General features: G+C 58.9%; 19 protein-coding genes. 10 read left to right on the forward strand and 9 right to left on the reverse strand.

Annotated features, from left to right (window positions below; translation table 11 throughout):
- Positions 1 to 52 precede the first annotated feature (52 nt).
- Positions 53 to 1,744 (reverse strand): L-lactate permease, encoded by a 1,692-nt coding sequence (locus tag QPL98_RS16060; protein ID WP_153739844.1) that lies wholly within the window; start codon positions 1,742 to 1,744, stop codon positions 53 to 55.
- A 220-nt stretch (positions 1,745 to 1,964) separates the two neighbouring features.
- Between QPL98_RS16060 and QPL98_RS16065 the strand changes: the two genes are divergently transcribed.
- Entirely contained in the window at positions 1,965 to 2,750 is a 786-nt protein-coding gene (locus QPL98_RS16065) for an FCD domain-containing protein (protein ID WP_153739843.1), read from the forward strand.
- Between the two features lie 115 nt (positions 2,751 to 2,865).
- Here QPL98_RS16065 and QPL98_RS16070 read toward each other — a convergent pair whose 3' ends face one another.
- The 3 genes from QPL98_RS16070 to QPL98_RS16080 all read right to left on the reverse strand — a co-directional run bounded on the left by QPL98_RS16070 (position 2,866) and on the right by QPL98_RS16080 (position 5,440).
- On the reverse strand, positions 2,866 to 3,624 hold the full coding sequence (locus tag QPL98_RS16070) for a putative 4-mercaptohistidine N1-methyltransferase (RefSeq protein WP_014420283.1): 759 nt from the start codon (positions 3,622 to 3,624) through the stop codon (positions 2,866 to 2,868).
- Positions 3,617 to 4,798: a mechanosensitive ion channel family protein gene (locus QPL98_RS16075; RefSeq protein ID WP_153739842.1), complete on the reverse strand. Its 1,182-nt coding sequence runs from the start codon at positions 4,796 to 4,798 to the stop codon at positions 3,617 to 3,619. Before QPL98_RS16075 ends, QPL98_RS16070 begins: the two co-directional genes overlap by 8 nt.
- Before the next feature lie 93 nt (positions 4,799 to 4,891).
- Entirely contained in the window at positions 4,892 to 5,440 is a 549-nt protein-coding gene (locus QPL98_RS16080; protein ID WP_041654477.1) for a glutathione peroxidase, read from the reverse strand.
- A gap of 185 nt (positions 5,441 to 5,625) precedes the next feature.
- Between QPL98_RS16080 and QPL98_RS16085 the strand changes: the two genes are divergently transcribed.
- From QPL98_RS16085 to QPL98_RS16125, 9 genes are all read left to right on the forward strand, one after another.
- Positions 5,626 to 8,100 carry an ExeM/NucH family extracellular endonuclease gene (locus QPL98_RS16085; protein ID WP_303293613.1) on the forward strand — a complete coding sequence of 825 codons (2,475 nt, stop codon included), beginning with the start codon at positions 5,626 to 5,628 and terminating at the stop codon, positions 8,098 to 8,100.
- 22 nt (positions 8,101 to 8,122) lie between these two features.
- On the forward strand, positions 8,123 to 9,946 hold the full coding sequence (nadN, locus tag QPL98_RS16090; RefSeq protein ID WP_303293610.1) for an NAD nucleotidase: 1,824 nt from the start codon (positions 8,123 to 8,125) through the stop codon (positions 9,944 to 9,946).
- Positions 9,947 to 10,077: 131 nt separating this feature from the next.
- The gene (locus tag QPL98_RS16095; RefSeq protein ID WP_153739839.1) at positions 10,078 to 11,097 is read left to right on the forward strand and encodes an LLM class flavin-dependent oxidoreductase; all 1,020 of its coding nucleotides are present in this window, start codon (positions 10,078 to 10,080) and stop codon (positions 11,095 to 11,097) included.
- A gap of 13 nt (positions 11,098 to 11,110) precedes the next feature.
- Complete coding sequence (locus QPL98_RS16100) at positions 11,111 to 11,650, forward strand: YqiA/YcfP family alpha/beta fold hydrolase (RefSeq protein WP_303293611.1); 540 nt, start codon at positions 11,111 to 11,113, stop codon at positions 11,648 to 11,650.
- A gap of 141 nt (positions 11,651 to 11,791) precedes the next feature.
- A complete protein-coding gene (gene dctP, locus QPL98_RS16105; RefSeq protein ID WP_014420276.1) occupies positions 11,792 to 12,820 on the forward strand; it encodes a TRAP transporter substrate-binding protein DctP in 1,029 nt (342 codons plus the stop codon).
- A gap of 106 nt (positions 12,821 to 12,926) precedes the next feature.
- Complete coding sequence (locus QPL98_RS16110) at positions 12,927 to 13,520, forward strand: TRAP transporter small permease (protein ID WP_199453660.1); 594 nt, start codon at positions 12,927 to 12,929, stop codon at positions 13,518 to 13,520.
- Between the two features lie 36 nt (positions 13,521 to 13,556).
- A complete protein-coding gene (locus tag QPL98_RS16115; RefSeq protein WP_011783905.1) occupies positions 13,557 to 14,843 on the forward strand; it encodes a TRAP transporter large permease in 1,287 nt (428 codons plus the stop codon).
- A gap of 30 nt (positions 14,844 to 14,873) precedes the next feature.
- Positions 14,874 to 15,317 carry a universal stress protein gene (locus tag QPL98_RS16120; RefSeq protein ID WP_011783904.1) on the forward strand — a complete coding sequence of 148 codons (444 nt, stop codon included), beginning with the start codon at positions 14,874 to 14,876 and terminating at the stop codon, positions 15,315 to 15,317.
- 149 nt (positions 15,318 to 15,466) lie between these two features.
- Positions 15,467 to 16,879 (forward strand): sodium:alanine symporter family protein, encoded by a 1,413-nt coding sequence (locus tag QPL98_RS16125; protein ID WP_153739835.1) that lies wholly within the window; start codon positions 15,467 to 15,469, stop codon positions 16,877 to 16,879.
- Between the two features lie 2 nt (positions 16,880 to 16,881).
- Here QPL98_RS16125 and QPL98_RS16130 read toward each other — a convergent pair whose 3' ends face one another.
- The 5 genes from QPL98_RS16130 to QPL98_RS16150 form a co-directional block, all read right to left on the reverse strand.
- Positions 16,882 to 19,119, reverse strand: a complete 2,238-nt coding sequence (locus QPL98_RS16130) for a diguanylate cyclase (protein WP_303293612.1) — start codon at positions 19,117 to 19,119, stop codon at positions 16,882 to 16,884.
- A 65-nt stretch (positions 19,120 to 19,184) separates the two neighbouring features.
- Entirely contained in the window at positions 19,185 to 20,033 is an 849-nt protein-coding gene (locus tag QPL98_RS16135; RefSeq protein WP_153739834.1) for an ABC transporter permease, read from the reverse strand.
- 4 nt (positions 20,034 to 20,037) lie between these two features.
- On the reverse strand, positions 20,038 to 20,898 hold the full coding sequence (locus tag QPL98_RS16140) for an ABC transporter permease (RefSeq protein ID WP_011783900.1): 861 nt from the start codon (positions 20,896 to 20,898) through the stop codon (positions 20,038 to 20,040).
- Positions 20,895 to 21,989, reverse strand: a complete 1,095-nt coding sequence (locus QPL98_RS16145; protein WP_288589478.1) for an ABC transporter ATP-binding protein — start codon at positions 21,987 to 21,989, stop codon at positions 20,895 to 20,897. Before QPL98_RS16145 ends, QPL98_RS16140 begins: the two co-directional genes overlap by 4 nt.
- A gap of 5 nt (positions 21,990 to 21,994) precedes the next feature.
- Positions 21,995 to 23,068 carry an extracellular solute-binding protein gene (locus QPL98_RS16150; protein WP_023010712.1) on the reverse strand — a complete coding sequence of 358 codons (1,074 nt, stop codon included), beginning with the start codon at positions 23,066 to 23,068 and terminating at the stop codon, positions 21,995 to 21,997.
- Between the last annotated feature and the right edge of the window lie 180 nt (positions 23,069 to 23,248).

Raw genomic sequence — 23,248 nt, forward strand, 5'->3', positions numbered from 1 at the left:
TCCGGGCGGTCCGGCCGGCAGCCGGCCACCCGTTGTGGTTATCCCAGTGTTTTCAGTTCAGTAACGGGTCCGTCAGCCCCAGGCCGTAGGCGGCCAGCAGCGCAATCGAACCGGTCATCACCAGGTAGTATAGGGTCGGCCACACCGTCTTGCGCAGTGTCTGACCTTCACGGCCCAGCAACCCGACCGTAGCAGATGCTGCCACCACGTTATGGATGGCCACCATATTGCCTGCCGCAGCACCCACGGCCTGCACCGCCACCATCAGTGCGGTGGACAAACCAAGGCTCTCGGCAACGCCAAACTGGAACTGGCTGAACATCATGTTGGAGACCGTGTTGGAACCGGCCAGGAACGCACCGAGCGCACCCACCGTGGGGGCCAGCAACGGGTAAATGCCGCCAACCGCATCGGCAGCCCAGGTGGCCATGGCCAGCGGCATGCTCGGCAGGTCCGACAGGTTAACGCCGGAGTTGATCAGTATCCGCACCATAGGCACGGTGAACAGCAGCACGAAACCGGCACTCAGCAGCACGCCACCGGATTCTTTCACCGCCGAATTCAGCGCTTTCAGGTTCATCCGGTGGATGAAGAAAGTTGCCAGCACTACCATCACCAGAATACCGCCCGGCAGGTAAAGTGGCTGGATCCCGGCATTAATACCTGCTTCTCCCAGGATGTTGGAGAACGACACGCCAACGCTGGTGAAAGCTTGCTTGATCGGTTCAACGGTGCGGCTCAGAACCAGTACCACGCCGACCAGCACGTAGGGTACCCACGCCCGGAAACCGCTCATCGGTTTGGCGGCGATGTCTTCCAGTTTCATCTCAATGCTGCCCAGCCACTCACTGGGCCAGTCTTTGCTGTCGGCAAAATCCCAGGTCCGCTTCGGAATCAGGAAGCCTTTTTTGGCGGCAGTGGTCACAATCGCCAGACCAATCAGGCCACCCAGCAGAGACGGGAACTCGGGCCCCAGAATCACCCCGGTCAGGGCGTAGGGCACAACAAACGCGATGCCGGCAAACAACGCAAATGGCAGGACCTCCAGCCCCTCTTTCCAGCTTTTGTTCTTGCCGAAGAAGCGGGTCATCATCGTCACCATCAGTACCGGCATAACGACACCGACAATGGCGTGGGTGATGGCCACTTCCGAGGTGATCAGCTGCAGGTAGGTATCCCAGTTGGAGCCCAGGGCTTCCAGTCGCTCGGTAATGCTGGCCCGATCCAGCCCCGTTGTCACCCCCACCACAATCGGGGTGCCCACGGCACCAAAGGATACCGGCGTGCTCTGCACCATCATGCCCAGCATGACCGCGGCCATGGCAGGAAAGCCCACCGCAACCAGCAAGGGCGCGGCGATGGCCGCCGGTGTACCGAAGCCAGACGCACCTTCAATAAAGCTGCCGAACAGCCAGACAATGATGATGGCCTGAATACGGCGATCCGGGGTGATGTTGGTAAAGCCAGCCCGAATCGTGGTGATGGCACCGGAATGTTTCAGGGTGTTCAGCAGCAATATCGCGCCGAAGATTATCCACAGCAGGCCAATCGTAATCACCAGCCCTTGCAGGGTGGAGGCGAGGATACGGTTCAGGGTCATATCCCAGGCGCCGTAGCCGATCAGCGCGGTGACCAGAAATACCACGGGCATGGCATGGCGGGCGGGCCAACGCATGCCAATCAGCAGCACTCCAGCCAGGAGAATGGGCGTAAACGCCAATAGGGCGAGCAATCCGGACGACATTATGTTCTCCAGGGTCTTGTTGTTGGATTCTGTTTTTGGATAATTGGTATTACCAATTTACAAACCTGTGCCGAGTACGTTATTTGAGCAGGCCTTGTGGTGTCAAAACCGCCCACTCATACATTAGTCGTATTGCCTTGAAGTTTTGTTGTAAAAACAAGCGTAGACGCAGGTAAGATTTATTGGTATGACCAATTTTTAGACACACAAGTGAGGCATCATGCCCATCAATCAGATTGCTCCCAAGCGGCTGGCCGACACCATTGTCGAGCAGCTGGAGACCATGATTCTGGAAGGAACCCTGGAGCCGGGGCAGCGCCTGCCGCCGGAACGGGTACTGGCGGAGCAATTCGGCGTATCCCGCCCGTCACTCAGAGAAGCCGTGCAGCGCCTGGCGGCCAAAGGCCTGCTGAAAAGCCGCCAGGGCGGCGGCAATTATGTGGCGGAGAATCTGGGAAGCAGCTTCAGCGACCCACTCATCCCGCTACTGGAAAAGCACCCGGAAGCACACCGGGATTTGCTCGAGTTCCGTCGCACACTGGAGGGCGACTGTGCCTTCTACGCGGCCCTGCGCGCCACGGAAGTGGATCTGGCACGGCTGGGCAAAGCCTGGGAAGAGCTCCACGCCTGCTACCAGAATTCCACTGCCCACAATCTGGAAGAAGAAGGGGCTGCCGATGCCCGCTTCCACATGGCTATTGCTGAAGCCAGTCACAACGTGGTGCTGCTGCACACCATGCGCAACCTGTTCAGCATGCTCAAGAACAACATTGTCACCAACATCGGTGGCATGTACTCCCGCGAGGTTCAGACCCGCCAGGGCCTGATGGACCAGCACCAGAAGCTGTATAACGCCATCGTTGAAGGCCGGGAAGAAGACGCCAGGGCCATCGCCGGGGAACACATACAGTTTGTGCAGCAAACCATATCGGAACGCAGCGAAACCGCGCGACGGCGTGAACGGGCGTTGAGAAGGGAAGGGAGCGGCGAACACCGGGCTCCATAAAAAAGCCGGGGCAAGCCCCGGCATAAGCAATCACACGATGCATCAACACAATGCATGTCGTCCTGATGAGCCTTCACACTAACCGGAAGAGATGACGCTTGTGTGACAGGGCACGCTAATCCGGCAACTTCTCCCAGATTGTGAGCTCCGAAAAACTGTGCTGGAACTTGTTGCGGGTCTCCCGGATCACGAAGGGCAGGCTCCGGGGCTCTGCCAGCAAGCGGAAACGGGGGGATAACGCCGCCTTGAGCCCATCCAGGGTGGTGAATGGCTCACCGTCTTTCAGGAAACCACCGAGCCAGTCCTGCCTGGGCGTGTACTCCTCCAGCCAGGTATAGGGTGAAGCAATCACCAGCAGCCCCAGCGCATTGATACGCTCATGGATCTGTTCCAGAAACAGGCATGGGTTGTAGAGACGGTCAATCAGGTTGCCGGCCAGCACCAGATCGTAGTCCCGGTAATCAGCGCCGAGATTGCAGGCATCGCCCTGATGGAACGCCACGCGGCGGGCAGCCTCAGTCAGACCCAGGGCTGCCAGTGACCGCTCCTGGTAGCTGACCAGCTCGCCCTCTTCGGGCCGCGCATACCGCGCAACCCCCTCCCGCACCACCTCACGGCATTTGCCGATAAAGGTTTCCGAATAATCGACCCCATCGACATGGTCAAACTGGCGGGCCAGCTCCAGCGAGGTACGTCCTACCGCACAACCGATATCCAACGCCCGGCAGGTGGCGCGGCCATCCAGCGCTCCAAGCGCGGCATCGGCCAGTTCTTTCGCGAAGTTGGCTTCACCATGCCAGCTTTCACCGAAGTGAAACTCCAGATACTGGGCCAGGGTGGTGTTGCTTTCGTAGTAGCCGGACGGCTCATTCATGATTGTCTCCTGGCGCCGACAGGCCTTTCCCTTGTTCCGTCGACCTTGGGTAAAACGGTTGTACCAACGGCGCAAGCCCTTTGGCATCATCTATGAACAGTTGCAGGTGCGGGAAAGGTATTTCAATGTCCGCTTCGTCCAGGGCCTCTTTAATCTTCTCAAGCACATCAGCCATAATTCTGGGCTGAACCTCCAGATTGTCCGGTGTAATCCAGATCTTGACCTCCAGATCGACTGAAGAGTTGCCCAGGGTCTTGACCACCACTCGCGGCTCCATACCCGGCCCCTGCAAGACTTCAGAGTGCGCCAGCAGAACCGGCATTATCACGTCCCGCGCTGCCCTGGCAGACTCCTTGTAGGCAATGCCAACTGGAATGTTCAGGCGCGTCGCCCCTTCGGCGCTGTAATTGATGATCTCCGAGGACGCCACGTTATCGTTCGGGATCATGGTAAAGATATTGTCCCGGGTACGCAGCCAGGTGGTCCGCAGGGCGATCTTCACCACCTTACCATCCTGGCCGTTGATGGTGACCCAATCGCCAATCCGGAAGGGGCGCTCAATCAGCAACGTAATACCCGCAATAAAGTTCGACAGCGTGGACTGGGCCGCAAACCCGACGGCAATCCCCACGATCCCCAGACCCGCGACGATGGAGACCACATCGAAACCGAACTGGGACAGCACCGTAACGGCCGCGAAGGTAACGGTGAGCACCGAGAACAGATTCTCGACCAATTGGCGGATAGAGGGTTCCAGACGGTAGCGATTCATCGTCTCCCGCAGCAGACGACCAATCGCCAGCCAGCCCACAAAAAAGCCCAACGCCATCAGGCCCGCCCTGGCCATGCCCTTCAACAGCTCCGGCGAGGCCTCGAATTGCGCCATAATCACCAGCAATCCGCCCAGCCCGAACAGATAACGGATGCCAGTGCGCAACTGACCAAACCAGGGCTTCGAGCTGCGTCGGCTGCCGACGACAAGGCGTACCAGGCTGATCAGAATGGCATAGACCAGCAACAGAATGCCGAGGTAGATCACCGAAATCAGCAGTTGACTGAGAACATGCCCGGCCAGGGCCACCCAATCGGTCTGTCCGCCCGCGAGAGCGTCCAGGGTAGCCGAGAGATTCTGTGCTATCTGGCTTCGTACGGATTCAAACAGGGCTTCTGCCATAGGGCATCCTTTTCCAAACACTGCATACTACACCCGGAGCGGTGAACAACCTTTGCCTTCAGAATAGACTGCTATCCGCAAACCGGCCGGGGATTACAGAACCGATTCCAGGGCCTGAATCAACCGGGCATCTTCGGGACGCACCTGGCTCGGGAAACGGGCTGCCACCTTACCCTCACGATCGATCACATACTTGGTGAAGTTCCAGCTTGGCGGCTGGCTCTGGCGATTGATTTCCTGAAACACCGGATTGGCCTGCTCACCGGTCACTGCGCTCGGCGCGATCATGGTAAAACTCACACCAAAGTTCACAAAACAGACCTTCGCGGCTTCTTCTTCGGAATCCGCCTCTTGCCGGAAGTCATCACTGGCAAATCCCACGACCGTCAGCCCCCGATCCTTGTACCGCTGGTGCAGGGCCTCCAGGCCTTCAAACTGACCGGTATAACCACAACGGCTGGCTGTGTTCACCACCAGCATCGGCTTGCCAGCAGCCACCTCGCACAGATTCACCGAATCCCGGGAGTGCAGTTTGCGCTGCTCGTGGTCCAGGAAATCCGGGCAATCCCGGGCAACGGCAGGCACCGTCAACCCTAGCAGTAAAAGCACACTCACACACTTCAAGACTGTCCAACGCATCATCGGCCCTCCTGTCGACAGATCCCCTGTATACGCACTGGATTACCAAACTGCTCAGGCGCGTTGTCCACATTGACACAAACCGGCAAAGCATCCTTCACAAAACTCTCATGTCATCGTCACACAGCACGGTCAGATTGTGGTGTCAAAACACACAACATAACCGAAACAAGGACAGTACCATGACGATGAAACCAACGCTGCTGGCAGCCGCCATCGGCGGCCTTCTGGCATCGACAACACAGGCATCGCTGGTCATCAGCGAGTATGTCGAAGGCTCCAGCAACAACAAAGCCATTGAACTGCTCAACACCGGCAATGCGGTGGTGGATCTTGCTCCCTGGGAGCTGCAGGTTTTCTTCAACGGCAGCGCCACCCCCGGGCAAACCTTCAACCTGGAGGGTTCGATTGCTCCGGGCAGCAACTTCGTTTTCGCGCATAGCGCTGCTGACCCGGCCATTCTCGCTGTGGCGGATCAAACCACCGGAGCCGGGCTGTTCAACGGTGATGACGCTGTCCTGCTCCTGAACGGCGGCACGGTTGCCGACAGTATCGGCCAGGTCGGCACAGACCCCGGCAGCTACTGGGGCTCCGGGGATACCCGCACTCAGGATCGCACTCTGCGCCGCCGTGCAGGCACCCTGGCCGATACCGATGCCTACGATGATTACGACCCGGCCACAGTCTTTGACGGCTTTCCCCAGAACAGCTTCGACGATCTCGGCGTCGCCGGCAACGATGACGATAACCCGGACCAGCCACCGACTGCGCCGGATCTGACCTGTGGTGCTCCCGCCACCCGCATTTCGGACATTCAGGGCGAAGGCGATATCAGCCCGGTTGCCGGCCAGCACGTGGTGATCGAAGCCGTAGTTACGGCCGCCTTCAACACCAACGATGGCCTTGGCGGCGTCTTTGTGGAGGAAGAAGCCTCAGACCGCGACGACAACCCTGCAACCTCCGAAGGCCTGTTTGTCTATGCGCCAACTCTGAACGCCGAGCCCGGCCAGCGCCTGCGGCTTGCCGGTGAAGTGACCGAATACGACGGCCTGACCGAATTGACCAACCTGAGCGGTACCGAAAACTGTGGTAATGCGGAGCTTCCACCGGCGGCGCAGATCTCCCTGCCCTGGGCCGATGCCACTGCTCCGGAAGCCTTTGAAGCCATGCGGGTACAATTCAGCGCGCCTCTTGTGGTGAACGACAACTACGACCTGGGCCGTTACGGCAGCCTGACCCTCGGGAGCGGTCGCCACTTTATCCCCACCAGTATCGCTGAGCCCGGAGCGGATGCCGCACTGGTGGCTGATCTGAATGCGCTGGACCGGATTATCCTGGACGACGCCAGTAACCGCCAGAACCCGGCCATCGTGCCCTACCCGACACCGCAACTGAGCGCCAGCCAGACCGTGCGCGCTGGCGACACCGTTCAGGATCTTGCCGGCGTTCTCGACTACCGTTTTTCGGAATGGCGTCTGCAGCCGACCGCGAGCCCGTCCTTCAGCCAGGCAAATGCACGTGTAACCGAGCCCGGCCTTGAGGATCGCGGTAACCTGGTGGTGGCTTCTTTCAACGTGCTGAACTTCTTCAACGGTGACGGCATGGGTGGCGGATTCCCGACGGCGCGGGGCGCAGACAACCCGGAAGAACTGGCCCGCCAGACCGAGAAGCTGGTCAGTGCCATGGTCGCCCTTGATGCCGACATCATCGGCCTGATGGAAATCGAGAATGACGGCTACGGCCAGACCAGTGCCATTGCCGAACTTGCCGGGGCCCTGGGTTCCCAATGGCAGTGGGTCGATCCCGGCCTGGCACAACTGGGCAATGATGACATTGCCGTTGGCCTGCTGTATCGCGCCGACCGTGTCGAGATCGTTGGCACCGCCGCCACTCTGAGCGCGGCTCCTTTTGATCAGTTGAACCGCCAGCCCCTGGCACAAACCTTTCGGCTGAAGGATTCAGACGATGGCGTCACCATTGCCGTCAACCACTTCAAGTCCAAAGGCTGCGGCAGTGCCGAAGGCAGCAACGCTGACCAGAACGATGGTCAGGGCTGCTGGAATCCAGTACGGACCCAGGCCGCCCAGGCGCTGGCATCCTGGCTGGCAGACGATGCCACCGGAACCGGCGAACCGGATGTGTTAATCATCGGCGATCTCAACGCCTACGCGAAAGAAGACCCCATTCGCGCCCTGGCCAGTGCCGGCTATACCGATCTACTGGCGGCCTACGTTGGCGAGCAGGCGTATTCCTACGTGTTCTATGGCCAGGCAGGCTACCTGGACCACGCTCTGGCCAATACCGCCCTGGCCGGCAAAATTGCCGATACCACCGTCTGGCCGATCAATGCCGATGAGCCCCGAGCCCTGGACTACAACACCGAGTTCAAGACGCCGGAGCAGCAGGCCAGCTTCTACGCACCGGACGCTTACCGGGCCTCTGACCATGACCCTGTGATCGTTGCCCTGAATCTCGATACCAGAACCCCCGCAGACCGCGCCGACCTGAACGGCGATGGCCGCGTTAACGGCCGGGACCTGTCCCGCCTGGTGCTGGCGATGCTGTTCGGCAAAGCCACAGCTCCGGCTTACGACATTGACGGTGACGGGCGCATTAACCATTACGACCTGATCGCCCTGATTCGCGTGCTGACCAGCCGCTAACCCCCACAACGGAGATAGAGTAATGATTCGGCAAGGACTCTGGCTGGCAATCCCGCTGATTGCCCTGACCGGCTGTAACAGTGATAACGACGACGCGCCCGCCACGGAAACCGAGCGCTTTACCGTTAACATCTTGCATATCAACGACCACCACTCCCATCTGGAAGCGGGCTCACAGTCCCTGGATATCGCTGGTGAAGAAACCGAATTCAGCGCCGGCGGCTTCCCCCGGGTGATCGCCAAGATCAACGAACGAACCGCCGAACTGGACAACGTGCTGAAACTGCATGCCGGAGATGCCATGACCGGCACCCTGTACTTCACCTCCTTCGAAGGTGAGGCCGATGCCGAGCTGATGAACCAGGTTTGTTTTGATGCCTTTGCACTGGGCAATCACGAGTTTGATCGTGGTGACGAAGGGCTGGTGAAATTCCTCGACTACCTGGCGGCAGGCAGCTGTAACACGACGGTTCTCGCGGCCAACGTCAAACCGGCCATCGGCACCCGTTTGGCCCCGGTGGCCCAGGACGATTACATCCAGCCGTACACCATCAAGAACATTGATGGCCAGCAGGTGGCCATCATCGGCATCGACATCGCCACCAAAACCCGCAACAGCTCAAGCCCGCTGGCAAGCACTGAGTTTCTGGACGAAACCGAAACCGCCCAGGCCATGATCGATGAGCTGAACGACCAGGGCATCGACAAGATCATCCTGCTGACCCACTACCAGTATGCCAACGATCTGGCACTGGCCGAGCGCCTGTCTGGAGTGGATGTCATTATCGGCGGAGATTCCCACACCCTGCTTGGCAACTTTGACGCCTACGGCCTGAGTGCCTCCGGCCCCTACCCCACCGAAGTGACCAATGCCGACGGCGACAAAGTGTGCGTGGCCCAGGCCTGGCAGTATTCGCGTGTGCTGGGTGAACTGAGCGTGACCTGGGAGAACAATGGCACTGTTTCCTCCTGCTCCGGAACGCCACACCTGCTCCTGGGCAACCCCATCATCCGTGATGACGGCACCGACGATGGCTACCAACCCCAAGGCGAGGAACTGGCCGCCATTCGGGCAGCCATCGAGGCGGACCCGCAACTCAGCCTTGTGACGGACGACCCGACCGGCGCTCAAACCCTGGCCACGTACGCCAACCAGTTGGACAGCTTCCGCAATCAGGTCATCGGTACCGCATCCGAGGACCTGTGCCTGGCCCGAATTCCCGGCCGGCCATACGGCGATGACACCTGCGCCAACGAAGACCCGAACCGTGGGGGGGATATCCCGAACCTGGTGGCTCAGGCCTTCCTGTTCCAGAGCAAGAATGCCGATGTTTCGATCCAGAACGCCGGCGGCGTTCGCACCGACATTCTGGCCGGCGATATCACCATTGGTGATGCCTACAACCTGCTGCCGTTTGCCAATACCCTTACCGATCTGACCATGACCGGAGCAGAAATCAGACAGGTGCTGAATGAAGCAGTGGATTTCGCCCACGTTGAAGGCGGCTCCACGGGTGCCTACCCCTATGCCGCCGGTCTGCGCTGGACCGTCGACATGACCAGGCCTGCTGGCGAACGCCTTTACGACATCGAAGTTCGGCCCCGGAGTGAAACCACCTGGCGCGCTCTGACCGACGCTGAAACCCTGAACGTCGTCACCAACAGCTTCACCGCGGCTGGCCGTGACGGCTACCTGACCTTCGGAACCGTCAGCGAGGATGGCCGAGCCACGGATACCTTTCTGGACTATGCCCAATCCTTCGTCGATTACGTCAAGGAAGAGGTAACCCTCAGCAAGCCCGTCCAGGGCGAGTACTCCACTCAGATGTACACGCCAGCACCGTAACGAGTGCTTGCAGGAGCATCCGGCACTAACGGATGCTCCTGCCCCTCCTGTCATTACCCTTGAAGAAACCGTCCGCTGGCGTCATTGTGAAACGCTGAACACCGTTGTTTCTTCACAGGTACCGGAACCCCATGTCCAGAACACCCGATTACTCCCTGCTCGAGCTGGCCTCCGTGCGCGAGGGCGACTCCGTAGCAACGACACTGGCCAACAGCGTGCGTTACGCCCAGCATGCGGAGGCACTTGGCTTCAAGCGTTTCTGGCTGGCAGAGCACCACAATATGGAAGGGATTTCCAGTTCCGCCACCTCGGTATTGGTGGGGCACATCGCTGGCAAAACCGGGAGTATCCGGGTGGGCTCCGGCGGTGTCATGCTGCCGAACCATCCACCGCTGGTGATTGCCGAGCAATTCGGCACCCTGGAATGTCTCTATCCGGGCCGAATCGATCTCGGCCTTGGCCGCGCGCCGGGCACCGATCCGGTCACCGCCCGGGCACTGCGACGGGATGGTCTGGGCGCCGAGCAATTCCCGGAAGACGTAGCCCGTCTGCAGAACCTGCTGGGACCGCTGCAACCGGGCCAACCGGTGAAGGCCATTCCCGGCGCCGGCACCAATGTCCCCATCTGGCTTCTGGGCTCCAGCCTGTACAGCGCTCAGCTGGCGGCAATGCGGGGCCTCCCTTATGCCTTCGCCGGCCACTTCGCACCGCGGCTCTACCGGGAAGCCCTGAAGGTCTATCGAGAGAACTTCGAGCCCTCGGAGCAGCTGCGACAGCCCTATGCCATGCTGGCCATTCCCGCTATCCCGGCGGCCTCAAAGGACGAAGCGCGCCATCTGGCCACCACCAGCTACCAGCGCATTCTGGCCCTGTTCCGCGGGCAGCCCCTGTGGATGCGACCGCCGGTCGAATCCATGGACGGGCTCTGGAATCCGGCCGAGGAGGCCGGGGTGCGGGACTTCCTGAAACTGCAGATCATGGGCAACAGCGAAGACCTGCGCCAGCAACTCGACGACCTGCTGGCCGACATTCAGGTAGACGAACTGATGTTTACCATTGATATTCACGACCCGGACAAACGCCGGCAGGCCCTGGATATCCTGGCCGAAACCCGTTCCCCGCAAACTGACTCCGACGCAACCATCAACTAGGCAGAACCTGATCATGGCGCAACCGGCATTCCATGTTTTTCTCTCCCACGGTCTGGAAAGTGGCCCCGGCAGTACCAAGATCCAGGCCCTGAAAACGGTGGCTGAAACGTTTTCAGGCGTTTATGCCGAGGCGGTGGATCATCGCAGCACTAAAGACCCTGCCGAACGCCTCGCGCAGATGCGACACGCCATGGCAGCTGTCGGTGCAAAGCCCGAACAGACCATCCTGGCAGGCTCCAGCATGGGCGGCTGGGTCTGCGCCCGGACCAGCGAACAGACGCCGGTCAGGGGCTGTTTTATGCTGGCACCGGCACTGGCGCTACCGGATTATCCGGAGTCCAACCCGGTGATCGGCGCCCGCCACGCTCGCATTATCCACGGCTGGAACGACGATGTGGTACCGGTAATGCCGGTTCTGGAGCTGGCCCGGAGGCAGCAGATTGAAGCCCTGGTCCTACCCGACGGACATCGGCTCGAAAACAGTGTCCAGCGGGTCGCAGAGGAGTTCAGAAGGTTCCTGTTCCTGTGTGTTGAAAACCCGAATCCATCCTGAATTCATGCACTTGCAATTTGGCTTAATCGGCTATTGGCGCGCAGGTTATTTCCCCCGTTTCCTTGCGAAAACCGCTTTGATTTGCCAGTCTTTAATAATGTAACAATGGATTAACGTAAAATAACGAGCGGAGACAACCCGATGAGCAGCACAAGTAAATTCAGGAAACTGGCTGGTATTTCAGCGCTGGCATTTGCCGGCCTGACCGCGGCAAATGCCGTGAATGCCGCCAACTGGCGCTACGCCCATGAAGAATACGAAGGCGACGTTCAGGACGTATTCGCATATAAGTTCAAGGAATACATTGAAGAGAATTCCGACCACACCCTGCAGATTTACCGTTTCGGTGAGCTGGGTGAGTCTGACGACATCATGGAACAGACCCAGGCCGGCATCCTGAACTTTGTAAACCAGTCTCCTGGCTTTACCGGCTCCCTGATCCCGGAAGCGCAGATCTTCTTTATTCCGTACCTCATGCCCACCGACATGGATACCGTGATCGAGTTCTTCCGCGAGAGTGAGGCCATCAATGAGGACTTCCCGGAGCTGTATTCTGAAAAAGGTCTTGAGCTGCTGAAGATGTACCCGGAAGGGGAAATGGTAGTGACCGTTGATGAGCCGGTGACCTCTCCGGAAGACTTCAACAACAAGAAGATCCGGGTAATGACCAACCCGCTTCTGTCCGAGACCTACTCTGCGTTTGGTGCCACCCCAACCCCGCTGCCATGGGGTGAAGTATACGGTGCGTTGCAGACCAACATGATCCAGGGTCAGGAGAACCCGATTTTCTGGATTGAGTCAGGTGGTCTGTATGAGGTTTCCCCGAACCTGGTATTCACCGGCCACGGCTGGTTCACCACCGCCATGATGGCGAACCAGAACTTCTACGAAGGCCTGTCTGATGAGGACAAGAAGCTGGTTCAGGATGCCGCTGATTACGCCTTCGAGGAAATCATCGTGCACATTGATGGTCTGGCGGACGAGGCCCTGGAAAAGATCCAGTCCAACAGCGACGAAGTTACCGTTACCCGTCTGACTGACGAACAGATCGAAGCCTTCAAGGCCCGCGCGCCACAGGTGGAAGAGAAGTTCATCGAAATGACCGGTGAGCGTGGTAAAGAGCTGCTGGAGCAGTTCAAGGAAGATCTGAAAGAAGTTCAGAACGACTGAACCTCGCCAAACGGTTGCCCCCGCTCCGGCGGGTGGCAACCCAGCTTTAACCCCGCCCCGCCGGGGATTCTTCCCGCCGGGAGCGACATGTTCTGGAGCAGAATCCATGTCCGAGAATTCCCCGGAGATCGAAGACGATACCGGTCACTATGAGTCCGGCTTGCCTGGCTTTCTGGGCACGATTGACGTCTGGATTTCAAAAATCGAAGCCCTCATGCTCGCCGCTGGCGTGATTCTGATGGCGGTAAACACCTGCGCCAATGTTATTGCCCGTTTCGTGTTCAGTGAGGGCCTGTTTTTCTCCGGTGAAATCAACCGGATTCTGATCATTCTGATTACCTTTGCCGGCATTGGCTACGCCGCCCGGCACGGCCGCCATATCCGCATGTCCGCCATGTACGATGCCTTCCCGACCAAGGGCCGTAAGGTACTGATGATCATCATCGCCCTGTTTACCTCCGTGGTCATGTTTTTCCTGTGCTATTACTCCTTTGAGTACATCCAGACCCTGTACAGCCGAGGTCGGATTTTGCCAGCGCTTGGTTTTGAGATTTGGTGGATTTACATCTGGGCCCCTGTCGGTTTCGCCATTACCGGCATCCAGTACCTGCTGACCGCCATCAAGAACTTCACCACCAAAGACGTGTACCTGTCGACGGGTGTGGTGGATGGCTACGCCGATACCGAAACCGAAGTCTGAAGCAGCGTGAACCCATAGGTTAAGGAAAGACACACCATGGCAACTATTATGATGATCGTCATGATCGGGCTGCTGCTTCTGGGCTTCCCGATGATGATTCCGCTAACCACTGCTGCCGTCATCGGCTTCGTTATGATGTTCGATGGCTTCGGGCAGATGGGCACATTCATCCAGCAGATGATGGGTGGCATCCGGCCAGCGTCGTTGATTGCGGTACCCATGTTCATTCTGGCGGCCGATATCATGACCCGGGGCCAGTCTGCGGACCGCCTGATCAATATGGTCATGGCCTTTATCGGCCACATCAAAGGTGGCCTCGCCATCAGTACCGCCACCTCATGCACCCTGTTCGGGGCGGTGTCTGGCTCAACCCAGGCCACCGTGGTCGCAGTGGGCTCACCGCTGCGCCCGAAAATGCTCAAGGCTGGCTACTCCGATCCCTTCACGCTGGCTCTGATTATCAACGCCAGTGATATCGCCTTCCTGATCCCTCCCAGCATCGGCATGATCATCTACGGGGTCATCTCGGAAACCTCCATTGCCGAACTGTTCATTGCGGGCATCGGCCCGGGCATCCTGATTTTGTTCATGTTCTCGATCTACTGCCTGATCTACGCCTACAAGAACGATGTTCCGACTGAAGCCAAGGCCAGCTGGAAAGAACGGGCGATGTCAGTCAGGGATGCCTCCTGGCCCCTGATGTTCCCGGTGATCATTGTCGGTGGTATCTACGGTGGTATTTTCAGCCCCACCGAGGCAGCTGCAGTCTGCGTGCTCTACGCCTTCTTGCTGGAATTTGTGGTCTTCCGGTCGCTGAAACTGAACGACATTTACAAGATTGCCAAATCCACCGGGCTGATCACGGCTGTGGTGTTCATTCTGGTGGCCGTGGGTAATGGCTTCTCCTGGATCATTTCCTTTGCCCAGATTCCCCAGGCCATCCTGGAAGCGGTGGGCGTCAACGAGGCCGGACCTGTGGGCGTGCTGATTGCCATCTGTGTGGCCTTCTTCATCGCCTGTATGTTCGTCGATCCCATCGTGGTTATCCTGGTGCTGACACCGATCTTTGCGCCCGCCATTCAGGCCACCGGGCTGGATCCGGTGCTTGTCGGTGTGCTGATTACCCTGCAGGTGGCCATCGGTTCTGCCACGCCACCCTTTGGCTGCGACATTTTCACCGCCATTGCCATCTTCAAACGGCCCTACATGGAAGTTATCCGGGGTACGCCTCCGTTCATATTCATGCTGGTGGCGGCTGCCGGCCTGATCATCGCCTTCCCGGATATTGCCCTGTTCCTGCGTGACATCGCGTTCAGGGACTAGATCCACAGCCACTGATCAAAGGAGAACAACATGTTTAAACGGATTCTGGCCGCTGTGGATGGTTCCAAAACCTCACTCAAGGCACTGGATAAAGCCATTGAACTGCAGAAACTGATCCCGGACGCCGAGATCTACATCCTCTGTGTGTACAAGCATCACAGCCTGTTTGAGGCGTCGTTGTCTATCGGAAGGCCCGACGACATGGACATCCCGGACAAGGTGCTGTCTGAGTATGCCAAAGGCGTAGTGAACCACGCCAAGGAGCTGGCCAAGGAGCATGGCGCCACCAAGGTACGCGGTTTCGTCAAAGCCGGCCGGCCCTCGAAGGTGATTGTGAAATTTGCCCAGGACAAGGAGGCCGACCTGATTGTAGTGGGCACCAAGGGCACCAACAGCGACAAGGATGGCACCTTTCTGGGCAGCGTCTCGCACCGGGTTGCCTCCCAGGCCAAGTGCCCGGTGCTGGTGGTCTGAACCGGCGAAACCCTCCCCGCAGTACCGCCGGACAGCATATTCCTTGCTGTCCGGCAATCACGGATTTCCGCAGTCTGCTTGATTTTTCACCGTGCTAGACTGCCTCGCCTCGGATTACTTCTCATTCACAAATCACAAGGCGTCTAGCCATGACTGCAATTGTTGATTTTCTCAACTCGATCCTCTGGGGCTATGTCCTCGTCTATGGCCTGCTTGCCGTCGGTGTATTCTTTACCATCCGTCTGGGCTTCCTTCAGTTCGTCAATTTCGGCGAAATGGTCCGCGCCATCCGTGGCTCCCGGGAAAGCGATGTACACGGGATTTCTCCGTTCCAGGCCCTGTGCACCAGCCTGGCTTCCCGGGTGGGTACCGGTAACCTTGCCGGGGTTGCGGTTGCCCTGTACCTGGGCGGCGCCGGTGCCATTTTCTGGATGTGGATGGTAGCCCTCGTCGGTATGGCCACCGGTTACGCTGAAAGCACTCTGGCCCAGCTGTACAAGGTTCGCGACGGCAAGGGCCAGTACCGGGGAGGCCCGGCGGTGTACATTGCCAAAGGCCTGAAAGCGCCCTGGGCCGCGGCCATTTTCGCGGTCTGCCTGATTATCTCCTTCGGCCTGGTTTTCAACGCCGTACAGGCCAACTCCATTGCCGATGCCATGCAGGGCGCCTTTGGTGCGCCCAAGCTGGGTGTCGGCGTGGTCATCGCGGCTTTTGCCGGCATTGTCATCTTTGGCGGTCTGCGCAAGATCGTTCGCTTCGCTGAGTTTGTCGTGCCGTTCATGGCCGGCGCCTACGTACTCCTGGCGCTGGGCGTGATGGCCCTGAACATTACCGAAGTCCCGGGCATTCTGGCGCTGATCGTAAAAAGTGCTTTTGGCCTGGAAGAGGCCGCCGGCGGCGCGGCAGGCTCCGTTACCGCTGCCATGCTGAATGGCATCAAGCGCGGCCTGTTCTCCAACGAAGCCGGTATGGGCTCGGCACCCAACATTGCCGCGACCGCAACCCCGGCTCCGCACCATCCCTCTTCACAGGGTCTGGTTCAGGCATTCGGTGTCTTTATCGATACCATCATTGTCTGTACGGCGACCGCCGTGATGATCCTGTTGGCAGGCGTTCTGGAGCCGGGTTCCGGTGTGACCGGCACCCAGTTGACCCAACAGGCCATGGAAGTACACCTGGGTGAGTTCGGGGGCTACTTTATCGCCATCGCGATTCTGTTCTTCGCCTTCACCTCCATTGTCGCCAACTACACCTACGCCGAGAACGCTTTGATCTACCTGCGCGGTGGCAACACTCTGGGCTTGACCCTGTTGCGGCTCGCTGCGCTGGGCATGGTGATCTGGGGTGGCTACGAAGCGGTGGTCACGGTATTCAATGCGGCGGACGCATCCATGGGGCTGATGGCCACCATCAACCTGATTGCTATCGTTCTGTTGTCCGGCACGGTTGTGAAACTGACCAAAGACTACCTGGCTCAGCGCAAGGAAGGCCTGGTGCCGCACTTCAAGTCCAAGGACTATCCTGAGCTGCACGAAAAGATCGACAGCAATATCTGGCATTGATGTCAGAGCGTGGCCGCAACTACTCGGTTGCGGCCCGCTTCCTTGGCCTGATAGAGCGCCTTGTCGGCGGCCCGGAACAGCTCGTCATACTCCGCGCAGTTTTCCGGCCAGCAGGCAATACCGGCTGAAATGGTCAGGCTGCCCAGGTTTTCATTCCGATGCTCCACCTGCTCGGCTGCAATGGCCGCCCGCAACTGCTCGGCCCGCTGACGGGCTTCCTCAAGGGATGCCCCCGGCATCAGCACCGCAAACTCCTCACCGCCGTAACGACATACGGTATCACTGCCGCGAAAGTAGGTACCGAGCACGTCACCGACCATTCTTAGCGCCTGATCGCCGGCCTCGTGGCCGTGGCAGTCATTGAACTGTTTGAAGTGGTCGATATCGAAGATCAGCAGGCAAAGCGGCCTGTCGGATCTGGCCGACACTTCCCGCTCATGGCGAAAGAGTTCATCAAAGTAGCGACGATTTTTCAGGCCGGTCAGACTGTCCTCATAGGAGAATCGTTGCAATTCAGCCCGCAAGGCCAGACCAGACAAGGTAATGCCAATTTTCTCAACCGACTGGTATACCCAGGCAATCACCCGTGCGATGCCATAGTCTTTCACCACTGGCGGCAGATCCGGGCGCTCCAGCATCAACACCCCTTCAGGCCGATTGCCGGAGCGGGCAGACTCTACCCGCAGGAAGAAACACATTTGAGCCGGTAAATCGTAGCTACGCACCGGCAGTACGGTTTCAGTCAGGGCAGAAAGATTCGACCCCAGTGACGCCGGGAACACGTCCTCCGGGGCGCTGCCCCAGTGAACCACGCGGTCGTAATGCCCATCGACGCCTCTTCGATAAAAGCAACCGGTCATGGGCAGGTAGAGTTCCGGCATGGCTCTTAACAGGGGCTCGAAGGCTTCCTCAATGCCGGCGCAATCCTGCAGGGCAGCAATGACATCCGCCAGCTTCTGGCTTTTCTTGCTTTCCAGTGCCAGCAACCGGGCCCGGGCAACTTCCCTTTCTGCCAGTGACTCAGCGCGGGCGGTGCGCTCCTGAACCTTCTGTTCCAGCCGGATGTTCAGTTGCTGGAGCTCTTTCTGGGTCTTGCCGTAGTGCCAGACCGAAATGCTGACCACCGCCAGCGAGAAACCCAGCGCGCCCCAGCTCACCGGCACCCGGCCCCAGGGCAGGAACCCGTGAGCAACGGCCATATCGACGATCAGCAGCACGGCCAGCACACCACAGGCCACCACCAGCACCTGCTGCTCCCGGAACAGCACGCAGAAGCGAGGCAATACAGCCCCAGCCATCAACACCAGGGAGACCAGAAGCAACACATCAAACACCGGGAAGGTCGACGAAAGGTCGACCGCGCCGACCAACGCCAGGGCCAGGGCGCTCACCGCCAATCCAAGATGAATCCACACCAGCCAGCTGATCAGCGCCGGGCGCGCAGCGCCCAGCCATTGCCGCAACAACAAGGCCAACGCCATAGGAATCAGGTAGTAAGAGCCGGCCGCGAGGTAGTCCCACAACAAAGGTTTGTAAGCAATCAACAAGCTCGCCTGGCTCTCAGCCAACAGCATCACCGAGGTCAGGAATGAAAACAGAGCAATGCTGGCGAAACTGCGCTGGCCCCTTTGGATTACGGCGAACACCAGAGCCAGAAAAGCTATCAGAGCCGACAATGCCGAGACTACCAGTTCCTCAGCAGATCCCCCGAGGAGGTATACCGTCAGATCGGCATGATCGGTAATCCCGACCTCCCCCCATAACCCTATGTCGGTGTAATTCGAGAATATCCGGAAATAGAGCGTCTCTCCCTGATAATCCTCGGGTAGCCGTATTTCATGCCAGGGCCATCCCTCAAAACGGCCCCTTCCCTCTTGGTCAAAGGTGCCATATTGATAGAGCAATTCACCCCGAAACCAGGCCTGCACAATGATGTCGACGCTATAAACATAAAGGACAGGCTGGTACCAGCTACCTTCCGGCAATTGCACCCTGAACCAGGCATGCTCACGACCATCGCGGCCAGGAGGGTTCGATGGAAAACCAATGTCGTGCCAGTGTTGTGGAGAGTCTTCAAGGATCCACAATGGCGTGCCATCAGGCAAAAACGGGGAATCTCCCCAGCGATACTGCCACCCTTCATCCACCGGCTGGATAGCGGCAAATCCAGGCTGGGACAGACAGACCCCGAGGGCGATGATCACCAGCAGAAATCTGATGCGACAAGTGGACGCGTGCAAAGCAGAACCCGCTTTCAGGAGTGATCGTTCCAGTATAAACCGTAAACGCCAGATACAGAACTTTCTCAACTTTTTTGTCGGAGGGTAAACAGCGCAAGCAACGCAGACACCAGCATCAGAAACAGCGCCACCGCGTTCAACACCGGCGTTGAGCCTTCCCGCAGACGATTGAACAGGGCCACGGTGAGCGGGGTATCACTACCGGTGAGCATGACCGTGGTATTGAAGTTCTCGAAGGACATCAAAAACGCCATTGCCGCGGCCCCGAGGATGGAGGGAAGCAGCCACGGCAGGGTAACCGTGAACCACGCCACAACCGGCGTGGCACCCAGATTGAGGGCAGCCTCTTCCAGCTGTCGGTCGAATTTGCGCAGCCTGGCCGCAATCACCAGAGTAGCCAGGGTGGTAATGAAGGTGACCTGCCCCATCACCACCAATGTCAGCCCCGGCCGGAACAAGTCCAGCTCGATACCCCACAAGCGGGAGACATCGTTGGCCATGCCACTGTAGAACACCAGAATGGATACCCCGAGAATCACGCCCGGAATCACCAGCGGCAGCAGCATCAACAGATACAGCAGCTCCTTGCCGCGAAACTCCACCCGCTCGAACAATACCGCATTCACGCAGCCAAGCCCCACACTGACCAACGTCACCCAGAACGCGATTTTGGTACTGACCCAGAGCGCACTGAGCAAGCCGTCGTCATGAAAAAGCCCGGTACGCCCGTCGGTGCCGTCGGCCAGATACCAGTCCAGGGTAAAGCCCTGCCAGGGTAATGACGGGAACGGAGAGTCGTTGAATGCGAACACGGCCGTCACCAGCAAAGGCAACGCAAGATACAGGAAAAAGGCCAACAGATAGCTCAGGTAAAGGGCATCAAACAACCGGGACCGAGGTACAGAACGGATCATGACATCACCCCATAACCTTGCGCAGGGATTGCCCGGTCAGCTTCAGGCCCAGCCAGACCAGCAGCGACGACAATACCAGTAGCAAGACCCCCAAAGCCGCCCCCTGCTCCCAGTTAAACCGGGTGATGAACTGGGTGAAAATCTGCTGGGTAAACCAGGCACTGTCTTTGCCCCCCATCAGAATCGGCGTGAGGTAACTGCCCAGGGTGAGCATGAACACCACAATACAGCCGGAGACAATGCCCGGCATGGCCCAGGGAATCACCACCTCCCGCAGCACGGTACCGTGGCCGCCACCCAGATCGTAGCCGGCCTCAACCAGGTTCTCGTCCATGCCGTCGAGCGTGGTCACCAGCGGCACCACCATAAACAGCAGGCCGTTGTAGACCAGGCCGATGATCACCGCGACATCGTTGTAGAGCATCTCCACCGGGCCATCCACCCAGCCCAGCGCCTGCAGCCAGGAACTGAACAGGCCGCTCTCCCGCAACAGGATCATCCAGCCGTAGGTACGCACCAACTCGCTGGCCCAGAACGGGATCAGGCAAGCCAGGAACAGAATACCCTTGCTCCTCCCCCGAGCCAGGCGGGCAATGTACCAGGCAATGGGAAAGGCAATCAGCAGGGTGAGGAAGGTGGTGAACAGGGACATGAGCCCGGTACGCACGAAGGTACGCCAGTAGTAGGATTCACTGAAGAAATTCTGGTACTGCTCCAGCCCCCAGGCCAGGGTATCCCAGCTTTCCCGTACCTGGAACGACACCCGTAACATCTGCAGATGGGGCACCAGCACCAATAGCACTATCCAGAGCAGGAAAGGCGCCAGTAACAGCCACAGCGAGAAACGGCTAACCGAGCTATTCACTGGTGCGCAGCTCCAAATACCCGGGCCAGGTCCGGATCCCACGACAGCTCAAGGTGGCCGTCCTGCGTCAGCGCCGGCGCCGAGCCGTCCTGGGGGAGTCGTGCAAATAGTGCCTGGCCATTGCTTTCGACTTCAACCCGGCTGTTGGCGCCATCAAACAGCGTGGTCCGGACTCGGGTCTGCAGTGAGGAGGAACCCGCGACCGCAGCCGTTTGCGAAAACGACAATGATTCCGGCCGAATGTACAATTCTGCCTGGGCACCAGGTGCCAGGCCCGCCGATGCAGCCCGACCGCGTACCACCGCACCATCGCTCATACGAACAGCCGCCACATCATCGGCCACGGACACCACCGTCCCCGCCAGGCGATTGTTGTCGCCGACAAACCCCGCGACAAACGGCGTTGCCGGATGCCGGTAAAGCTCCTCCGGCGGCGCCACCTGCTCGAAGCGGCCATTTTCCATCACCGCCACCTGATCCGACATCACCATGGCTTCGGACTGGTCATGGGTGATGTACACAAAGGTGGTGCCAAATTGCTTTTGCAGGTGTTTGAGCTCGACCTTCATCTGCTCCCGAAGTTTCAGATCCAGGGCACCGAGAGGCTCATCCAGCAACAACAAGGTGGGTTCGAGCACCAGGCAGCGGGCCAGGGCCACGCGCTGGCGCTGGCCACCCGACAATTCCTGGGGATTGCGATTCTCCAGTTCCGGCAGCCCCACCTGTTCCAGCACCCGTGCAATCCGCTTGCGGCGCTCGGCCGCGGGCACCTTCTTGCGTTTCAGGCCATAGCCAATGTTGTCACCGACGGACATGGTGGGGAACAGCGCCAGGTGCTGGAACACCATGTTCACCGGGCGCTTGTTAGGCGGCACCTCATTCATGCGCTGGCCGCGAATGAAGATATCCCCTTCATCCGGCTTGTCGAAGCCTGCCAGCAGCCGCAGCAGGGTGGTCTTGCCACACCCCGACGGTCCCAGAATGGAAAAAAAGGTGCCCGCAGGAACATCCAGCGACACATGGTCCACCGCCGCGTTATTACCAAAGCGGCGGACCAGTCCGCTGCAGGACAGGTCAGACTCTGTTGCCATAAGGATCAGTTCGCCGCCTGGACGCGATCCAGCACCTGCCCTTCCATGGCTTCCAGCCCCGGTGGTACTGGCGGATACCATTTGATGTTGTTGATAGCTTCTTCATCGAAGCTCAGGCGATAGGCATCCCGCAGCTCGGCGTTCACAAACTCATCGGCGCCTTTGGAGGCCGTGAAGTTACCGGAGGCATTGGTGATTTTGGCCGCAATTTCCGGCTGCATCACAAAGTTGATCCACTTGTAGGCGGCCTCTTCGTTCTCGCTGCGGCGCGGGATGGCAAAGGTATCAATCCAGCCCAGGGCTCCGGATTCCGGCGCCACAAAGCGGATGTCCGGGTTCTCCGCATTCAGCTTCCAGCCGCCGGCATCCCAGGCCATGGCAGCGGTCACTTCTCCGGTACGAAGCAGCGACAGCAGTTGGTCGCCACCGGTCCAGTAGGTTTTCACGTTGTCTTTGCAGTCGATCAGTTTGTCTTCCACTTTCGCCAGGATGGACTGGTACTCGTCCCGGTCTTCATAGGCCGCAAACGGATCCATGCCCATGGCGAAGGCAAAGCCGATCAGCGTCGGCCGCTTCAGGCGGTAACTCACTTTGCCAGCCACTGCCGGGTCACACAGGTCGGTGTAATCGGTAACGGTGTCCGCGACGGAACTGTGCACAATCAGGCCACTGGTCCCCCAGACCGAGGGCACACCGTAAGATTGACCATCCAGAGCCGTCGACTCCTGAGTCGCCTTCACCATCGACGCCTGCAACTGGCCGGTATTGATACGGCTGTAATCAATGGGCTTGTAGATGTTGAACTGGCGCTGTACACCCACGATGCGATCCTGGCTCGGCTGGGCCAGATCAAAACCGGCGCCACCGGTGGCCCGAAGCTTGGAGATCATGTCCTCGTTGTTGGACAAGGTGATCTTTACATCAATTCCGGTTTCTTCCTCGAACTGGGCGACCACCTCATCCGGGGCGTAGCCTCCCCAGGTAATCAGGCGAAGTTCTTCCGCCAACAGGTTGCCGGAAGCTGTGGTTGCGGCCAGCAGGGTGGCCAGTGCTGATATCCGTGTCTTGCGCAGTGCCATGGTCGTTCATTCCCCTGAAACGGTGTGATGCGGATTCGCTAACGTTTTGTTATCAGGAAGTTGAACTAAACCGCTCCGCGGTAGCGGTGATACTGAGAATCTCCCCGGAATGGAGGTGATTGGAGGATACTTTTGAATGGCCCAAGTGGGCTTTTCAAAGAGGAGATGCCGCCATGACCC

The sequence above is a fragment of the Marinobacter sp. ST-43 genome, assembly GCF_030541085.1.
GTDB classification, from domain to species: Bacteria; Pseudomonadota; Gammaproteobacteria; order Pseudomonadales; family Oleiphilaceae; genus Marinobacter; species Marinobacter nauticus.